The organism is Anaerococcus sp. HMSC068A02, from assembly GCF_001811125.1.
In the GTDB taxonomy this organism is placed as follows: Bacteria; Bacillota; Clostridia; order Tissierellales; family Peptoniphilaceae; genus Anaerococcus; species Anaerococcus vaginalis_C.
Map to the genome: position 1 here is coordinate 1 of NZ_KV803778.1, position 6,628 is coordinate 6,628.

Sequence of the window (6,628 nt, forward strand, 5' to 3'; positions counted from 1 at the left end):
TGATTAAGTGTTCTCCTTAATTCTATTACTCCTGCTGCCAGTTTATATTTCTTATATTGCTTAACTGCAAAATGACTTGGATCTTTCTTTTCAAGAGCTTCAAAAAGCCTATCAATTGGGTTCATATAGGTTTCGTCATCTTCTCTAACTTCACTAGCGTCAATCATATCCAAAAGCGTCTTAAAGTTCTTTTCTTCTTCTGGTGCTTCATAATAGATATAACCGATAAGGGCAGTGTAATATAACTTTTCAGCCTTTACCCAGAAATCTTCTCCTGCCTTTTCTCCATCTCCCTTTGTATTAGCAATTATAGTTTGAACAAGCTTTAAAATATCTTTTTCACTTCTCAAATAGGCAAATGGATTGTATTTCATAGATTTTTTAAAGTTTATTGTATTTAAAATCTTTATGTCATATCCATTTTCATAAAGCATTTTTCCACACTCTAGCACAAGTGTGCCTTTTGGGAAGATTTGTCAAGGACATAAACAAAATTTCTTTGAAAAATTTATATCTTTTCTGTTTCTCTCTTGATTAGCTTTAATATTTTATCCTTGTATGTTTCGCCTGTACCTTGCTTAAAATGTAGGTTTACAGTATATTTTGTCTTCCCAATATCCATAATTAACTGTTTATGTGGTGGTACTTGTATTTTTCTTCTTTCTTCTTCCATAAGTTCTCCTTTCCATTTTTAGACAATAAAAAACAGCAAACCATTTTTGATTTACTGTTACTGTGTTAGTTTTTATTAAATTGCTTGATTTTCAAAATTGAAATTTACCTAATGCGTTTCCCAATTTTCATTTTCTTACGCCATTCTGGTGCCAATCCATCATAAGACCAATATTCATCCATATCAACAATCAAATTATCTTCAAGATAGATAAAACTTACTACATGAAAAGACTCACTATTATCTGTTGGAAAAACCCGACAAGCTAAAATAATAGTATCTTCATTTTCTTCAATTCTCTCTATTTCTCCGCTCCAATTTCCGGGATATTCACAATTTGCCCTTATATACTCATCTAAGGTAAAAAACTCATTTGTGCAATGCCATTTTATAACAGCATTCTTTTGAAAACATTTCCTAAGTTCTTCTGCATTTTGTGATAAAACCGTTTTGAAAAATCTATCTATATCCATAGTAATCACCTTAAAACCAATTCACTTTTTCATCTCTAAACAATGGTGTTTCACTCTCTTTGTAAGGATTGTAGTTATTACAATTACAGCCAAACTCTTTCAATACTTTTATCTTATTATCGGCTGTCCAAACAATCAAAGAAATACCGTCAAATTCTTCAACTTTCCCTGTAGAGATACAATTGATGTGAGACCAAAAACAGGAAATTCTCTCTCCTGTTTTTGGTCTCACATCATTTACAAATGTACACTTTCTCAACAAATTATAATTTTCTATTTATCTAATTTTATTATATCGTTTACATTATTGGAGCAAATAATCTTAAAATAGCTTGCCATAGTCCTTTAAATAAACCATTTTTTGCTTCTCTTTCATCTACTTTATGTGATTCTTTAAAGGAATCCTCAAAATCTTTTTTGATATCTTTTATTACATTTGTATCCTTCATATAAATACCACATTCAAAATGTAAATATAAACTTCTATAATCTAAGTTTATTGTTCCTACATTTGCTATTTCATCATCGGATAAAAATACTTTGCTATGTACAAAACCATTCGTATAAGTATAAATTTTTACTCCACCTTTAATTAATGTATAAAAATAAGAAGAGGTTAAATCATATACAATTTTTTTATCGGGTATTCCAGGAACAACAATTCTGACATCTACTCCTCTTCTTGCAGCTAAGATTAAACTATTTATCATATCTGTATCAATAATTAAATAAGGTGTATAAATATAAACATACTTTTTCGCTTGATTGATAATATTTAGATAAATATCTTCGCCGGTTATAACATCATCTAATGGACTTTCCCCATAAGGTACAACGAAAACATTTTCTTTATACTTTTCAGTAAAATTATATTTGTATTTATTATAATCATTATCTTCTTTTTTAAATGAATTCCACATTTCTAGAAACATAACAGTAAAATTCCAAACAGCTTCACCTTTTATCCTAATTCCATTATCTTTCCATACTCCTAATTTACTATTTATATTTATATATTCATCTGAAATATTAATTCCACCAGAAAAAACAGTATGTCCATCAATTATCATCATTTTTCTATGATCTCTATTATTCATAATAATACCTGCAAATGGCGATAATTTATTAAATTGCATACATTTTATTCCATATTTCCCCAGTAACTTTGGATAATTACTAGGTAGCATAGCAAAAGAACCCATATCATCATATAATACTCTTACATCTAGTCCTGAATTTGCTTTTTCTTTTAATATATCTAAAATTCCTTGCCACATAGTACCATTATTAATAATGAAATATTCTATAAAAATAAATTTTTTGGCTTTTTTTAGTTCTTCTAACATAACAGGATAAACGTCATCACCAAGAGAATAATAGTTTATCTCATTGTTTTTCGTTACAGGAAATCCTGCAAATTCACTTATATATTTTAATTGTCCTAAATTTTTAGTATCGATTTCTTTTTTTATAAATTCATCTTGTATTAAGTATTTTTGACCATTTTCTATATTTTCATTAATATTCTTTAAAACTTTACTTCTTTTCATATTATTACTAAGTATGATATATAGAAGTGTTCCAATTAATGGAAAAAGCATAATCAGTAATATCCATATTAAATCGCTACTTAATCTTTTACTATACTTGATAATCATTAAAACAATTATAATACTAAGTAAACCATAAACTACTTGAATAATACTTATAAATTCTCCAAATTTTAAATATATAAATAATGTTAATAGAATTTGTATTAATAAACCTATTGCTACAACAATTCCTCTTTTTACTGCCATCCACATATTTTTTCTCCTCATGCTAATTCATTTTTATATGTAATACTTTTATCTTCTTTATAGATAAACATTAATTATGAGTTCTTATCTGTTCTTCCTTTATCAAAGGATAACGAATAAGTACATTACTATCTAGATTTTCTTTGTGCATATCAACTGCTGTTATTTGATGATTATCATATGTTGTATAATAATAAATTCCCTTATTTACATTACAGCAAGATGTATAAATTGTTATTTCAAATTTATCATCACCTAAATCACAGCATCCTCTTTGTTGATCAACGCTACCTAAAATGTGAAAAAATTGACTAACACTTGATTTTTCATCTTCTTTAGAAAAAGAATTTAATTTAGTATACGCTACTCTTATGAATCTTGATTGCGATGATAAATCACCTGGTAGACCTATTGCTCCCATTCCTCTACTATATAAACTTAGATCTAATTCTTTACTAAATTTATTCTCTGGAGATTTAGGTGATAAATACATATAATTATTTAAGGCAAACATTTGCTTATCAAAAGATGGATTATTAGTTAATACCCCTACTGGATTATCATATATTTTTATTCCATCAATAACAGACTCTACAGTTATTGATTGTGTGCTATCGGAAATAATCCAATGTAAGCTAGCTAATGGTAATTTATCACTAAATGGAGTATTTAACACATTCATTTTTTCAATCAAATTTCTAGCTTCATTTACATTTGAACATTGGCTTAAAATCCATGGTATCAGTTCAAATTGAGCAATATTATCTTTTCCTTCCTGTTTTTCTTTATAATGAGCATTTCCAACAAAATTTAAACCTGCTATTGCTAACCCTTTTTCGTTTATTGCATCGTAATATAATGGATAATCTTCAGTAACAAATGCCATTCCAATTATCGCATAATGACTCTTAATGTCATCTACTTCTCTAAATTTAAATTCAAAGTTTCTTGGTGTTATTGTTACTTCATCTCCATATGAAAATTCATAATCCAATGTTCTTCCAAAATAAAAATCTTTCGTTTTATAAGTTGCTGCTGTACACATATTCTTTCCCTTCTTTATAATACTATTTCTTATCTTTTATATAACTCTCTTTAAAATTACTATTTAGTGATTATATTTAATTCACTAAAAATATCTTTCAAAGATATAAGGGCATTTCTGTTATCAATCATAAATGAAAGAAAATCATTTTTCTTATCATTAGTATCTAGTCTATTCATTACTATTGAAATAACATCTGATTTTATATTTTGTCTATCTAATTCTTTTAATATTGAACAATCTAAGTTTGATAACATTACTACCATATTGCTGGCGGGTTAACCCGCCAGCAATATGGTAGCATACAGGAAATTCTCTCTCCTGTTTTTGGTCTCACATCATTTACAAATGTACAATACCGTCAAATTCTTCAACTTTCCCCTCATTCATTTTATTTTTGAAGTGCCATTCTACAATAGTTTGATTATCCTTATGAAAAAATTGCTTTATATCCCAAGCAAGCACTTTTCCTCTTGTATTCCATTCATTAAACCAGTGCTTTACTGTTTGACAATTTTCATACTTAGGACTCCAGCTCTCAATATAAATTACATCATCTAAAAAAATATCATCTATACCTAAGTCTTGTTGTGTGAGCCACATATCAAACCATAAACGAATGATTTTTTCTCTTTCATTCATAAATTTAAGCACCTCCAAAATCAAATAATTATATATAATTATACCATTTTTTCACTTAGTTTTATAGGTCTAACTCATTCCTCTTTACCTGTGATAGTTGTTTTTCTTGTTCCTGTAACTGCTCTATACAGGTCTTAACTTTTTCAGCCTGTTCTACTTCTTCTCGTATTTCTAATATTTTACTATATAGGCTCTTTTTATCTTTCTTCAAAGTGGTAAGTTCCGATTTCCATTTGGATATATTTAAGGTCTTACTTTCCCCTAAATGCTCTTTGAGATGTTTCCTTGCACTTTCAAATAGAATAAGCTTCGCCGTATGCTCATTATAAAAATCTTCCTGTTTTATTTTCTTTAACTTTGCATAGGCTTTGTAGATGTCCTTGTACTTCAAATATTTTTCTGACTGGTCGATGAGTTGTGTTTTTTCATCAATCTTTTTCTCGGTATCTTTTAAGGCTCTTGTGGTCTTGTAATTCTTATCTCTTAAAGTAACTATACTTTCTTTCAGTTCAGATAAGGAAATAATGTTTTTCTCTTTTAAGAATTGATAGCTTTCGATGTATTTTTCTAAATCTGTATTATGGTTATCTGCATTTTTACGGATAAGATCTTTAAAAACGGATAGCAAATTTTCTTTGGATGGTAGGGTAGATTTGAGATTATCAGTTTCTGCCTTTTCTTCTTTTCCTATTCCTCTTATCCAATTTAGTAAGGCTTTTATTCTTCTTGCAATCTCTTTTAATATCTTATTCTGATGTTTGATTTCTCGGTTGATATTTCCCCTGTCGGTATTTATGCCTTTCTTTTCCATTTGGGTGGCTGATACGCCTAAATGAATGGTCGGTATTTGTTCTATGCCCTGTCTTTCATAGGAACGGTGATCCACTTTTTCCTGTATGCTATTTTCTTCAAGATATTTATTTGTAATATCTGCCCATGCTTTTCGCCAATGCTCTGCTTTGTCTTGTTCGTTCCAATCTACTGCATTTATTTTCTTTGTTTTGTAGTTGCCATTTTTAAGTTTTACTTTCTCTCCGTTTTCATCAAGGATATATTCCTTTTTTGATTTTGCTCCCCATGTTGTATCTTCGTTTAGCGGTCGCATAGTTAATAGAATATGTGCGTGTGGGTTTCCGTCATTTTTATCATGTAGGGCAATATCGGCACACATACCGACTTTCACAAAATTTTCTTTTACATATTCCCTTACAAGTTCTATCTGTTTTTCCCTGTCTAATTCTTTGGGTAAAGCAATTTCGATTTCTCTTGCAAGCTGTGAGTTTTTACTTTTTTCTATTTTCTCGACGCTGTTCCATAAGACAGAACGGTTTGAAAATTCTTCAGGTGCATTTTGCGGTAATAGAATTTCGGTATAGGCTATTCCGCCTTTTCTTGTAAAGTCATGGACTATTCCGTCATATTCGTTTTTTATCTTTTCGCCACTACGATAGGCGGAAGCTGCTACTGCACTTTTGCCTTTTCCTCTTGAAATAATCTTTATACTAAGATGATATATCGCCATAAGAAAAAACCTCCTCTCTTTTTTAATGTGGGGACGATGGCGATGATAAAGACTTACTAAAAAAAATCGGATTGCTTTTTATCCGATTTCTTTTGGGAAGTACACAAGGGGTAGGAAATTTATTTCCGTAGGGGAGTGTAACTCCCCTGTATCAGCGTTAGCTGATATGCTCTCTGCAAGAGCCTTCGGAGAACGCACACACCCTTTAGGGTGTATAAGTGCGCCCTTGTAAACAAGGGACTATTCCTCTATGTCCGTTTCTTCCTCTTGGTTTTCTGTGTTTTGATTTTGATTTTCTTTTCGCTTTTCTATGATTTTTAAGATTTTTTGATTGACTTCTTCTTTGATGTTTGGGAATGTGATTAGCTGATAAAATTCATCTTTGGTAAAATCCTTGCTTTCAATAAAGATACTTTCAAAGACTGCTCCTTTTTCATAAAGGCGTCTATCTCTTTTCTTTCGTTCTTCCTGTTT

General features: G+C 29.7%; 7 protein-coding genes and 3 pseudogenes. All 10 read right to left on the minus strand.

Features of this window, described 5'->3' with window-relative positions; all coding sequences use genetic code 11:
- A pseudogene (locus HMPREF2782_RS09195) lies at positions 1-467 on the minus strand (type IV secretory system conjugative DNA transfer family protein); the annotation flags it as partial.
- A 41-nt stretch (positions 468-508) separates the two neighbouring features.
- Positions 509-673: a transposon-encoded TnpW family protein gene (locus tag HMPREF2782_RS09200; protein ID WP_070642607.1), complete on the minus strand. Its 165-nt coding sequence runs from the start codon at positions 671-673 to the stop codon at positions 509-511.
- 104 nt (positions 674-777) lie between these two features.
- On the minus strand, positions 778-1,146 hold the full coding sequence (locus HMPREF2782_RS09205) for a nuclear transport factor 2 family protein (protein WP_070642609.1): 369 nt from the start codon (positions 1,144-1,146) through the stop codon (positions 778-780).
- A 10-nt stretch (positions 1,147-1,156) separates the two neighbouring features.
- A pseudogene (locus HMPREF2782_RS09380) lies at positions 1,157-1,321 on the minus strand (nuclear transport factor 2 family protein); the annotation flags it as partial.
- Between the two features lie 124 nt (positions 1,322-1,445).
- The gene (cls, locus tag HMPREF2782_RS09210; protein ID WP_222563148.1) at positions 1,446-2,945 is read right to left on the minus strand and encodes a cardiolipin synthase; all 1,500 of its coding nucleotides are present in this window, start codon (positions 2,943-2,945) and stop codon (positions 1,446-1,448) included.
- A gap of 70 nt (positions 2,946-3,015) precedes the next feature.
- Positions 3,016-3,990, minus strand: a complete 975-nt coding sequence (bsh, locus tag HMPREF2782_RS09215; protein ID WP_070642616.1) for a choloylglycine hydrolase — start codon at positions 3,988-3,990, stop codon at positions 3,016-3,018.
- A 59-nt stretch (positions 3,991-4,049) separates the two neighbouring features.
- Positions 4,050-4,247, minus strand: a complete 198-nt coding sequence (locus tag HMPREF2782_RS09220) for a hypothetical protein (protein ID WP_148130033.1) — start codon at positions 4,245-4,247, stop codon at positions 4,050-4,052.
- Positions 4,248-4,344: 97 nt separating this feature from the next.
- Positions 4,345-4,632: pseudogene (locus tag HMPREF2782_RS09225) on the minus strand (nuclear transport factor 2 family protein); the annotation flags it as partial.
- A gap of 61 nt (positions 4,633-4,693) precedes the next feature.
- Positions 4,694-6,154, minus strand: a complete 1,461-nt coding sequence (gene mobQ / locus HMPREF2782_RS09230; protein WP_070642620.1) for a MobQ family relaxase — start codon at positions 6,152-6,154, stop codon at positions 4,694-4,696.
- 240 nt (positions 6,155-6,394) lie between these two features.
- A partial coding sequence (locus HMPREF2782_RS09235; protein ID WP_070642622.1) for a hypothetical protein occupies positions 6,395-6,628 on the minus strand: 234 nt, incomplete at its 5' end.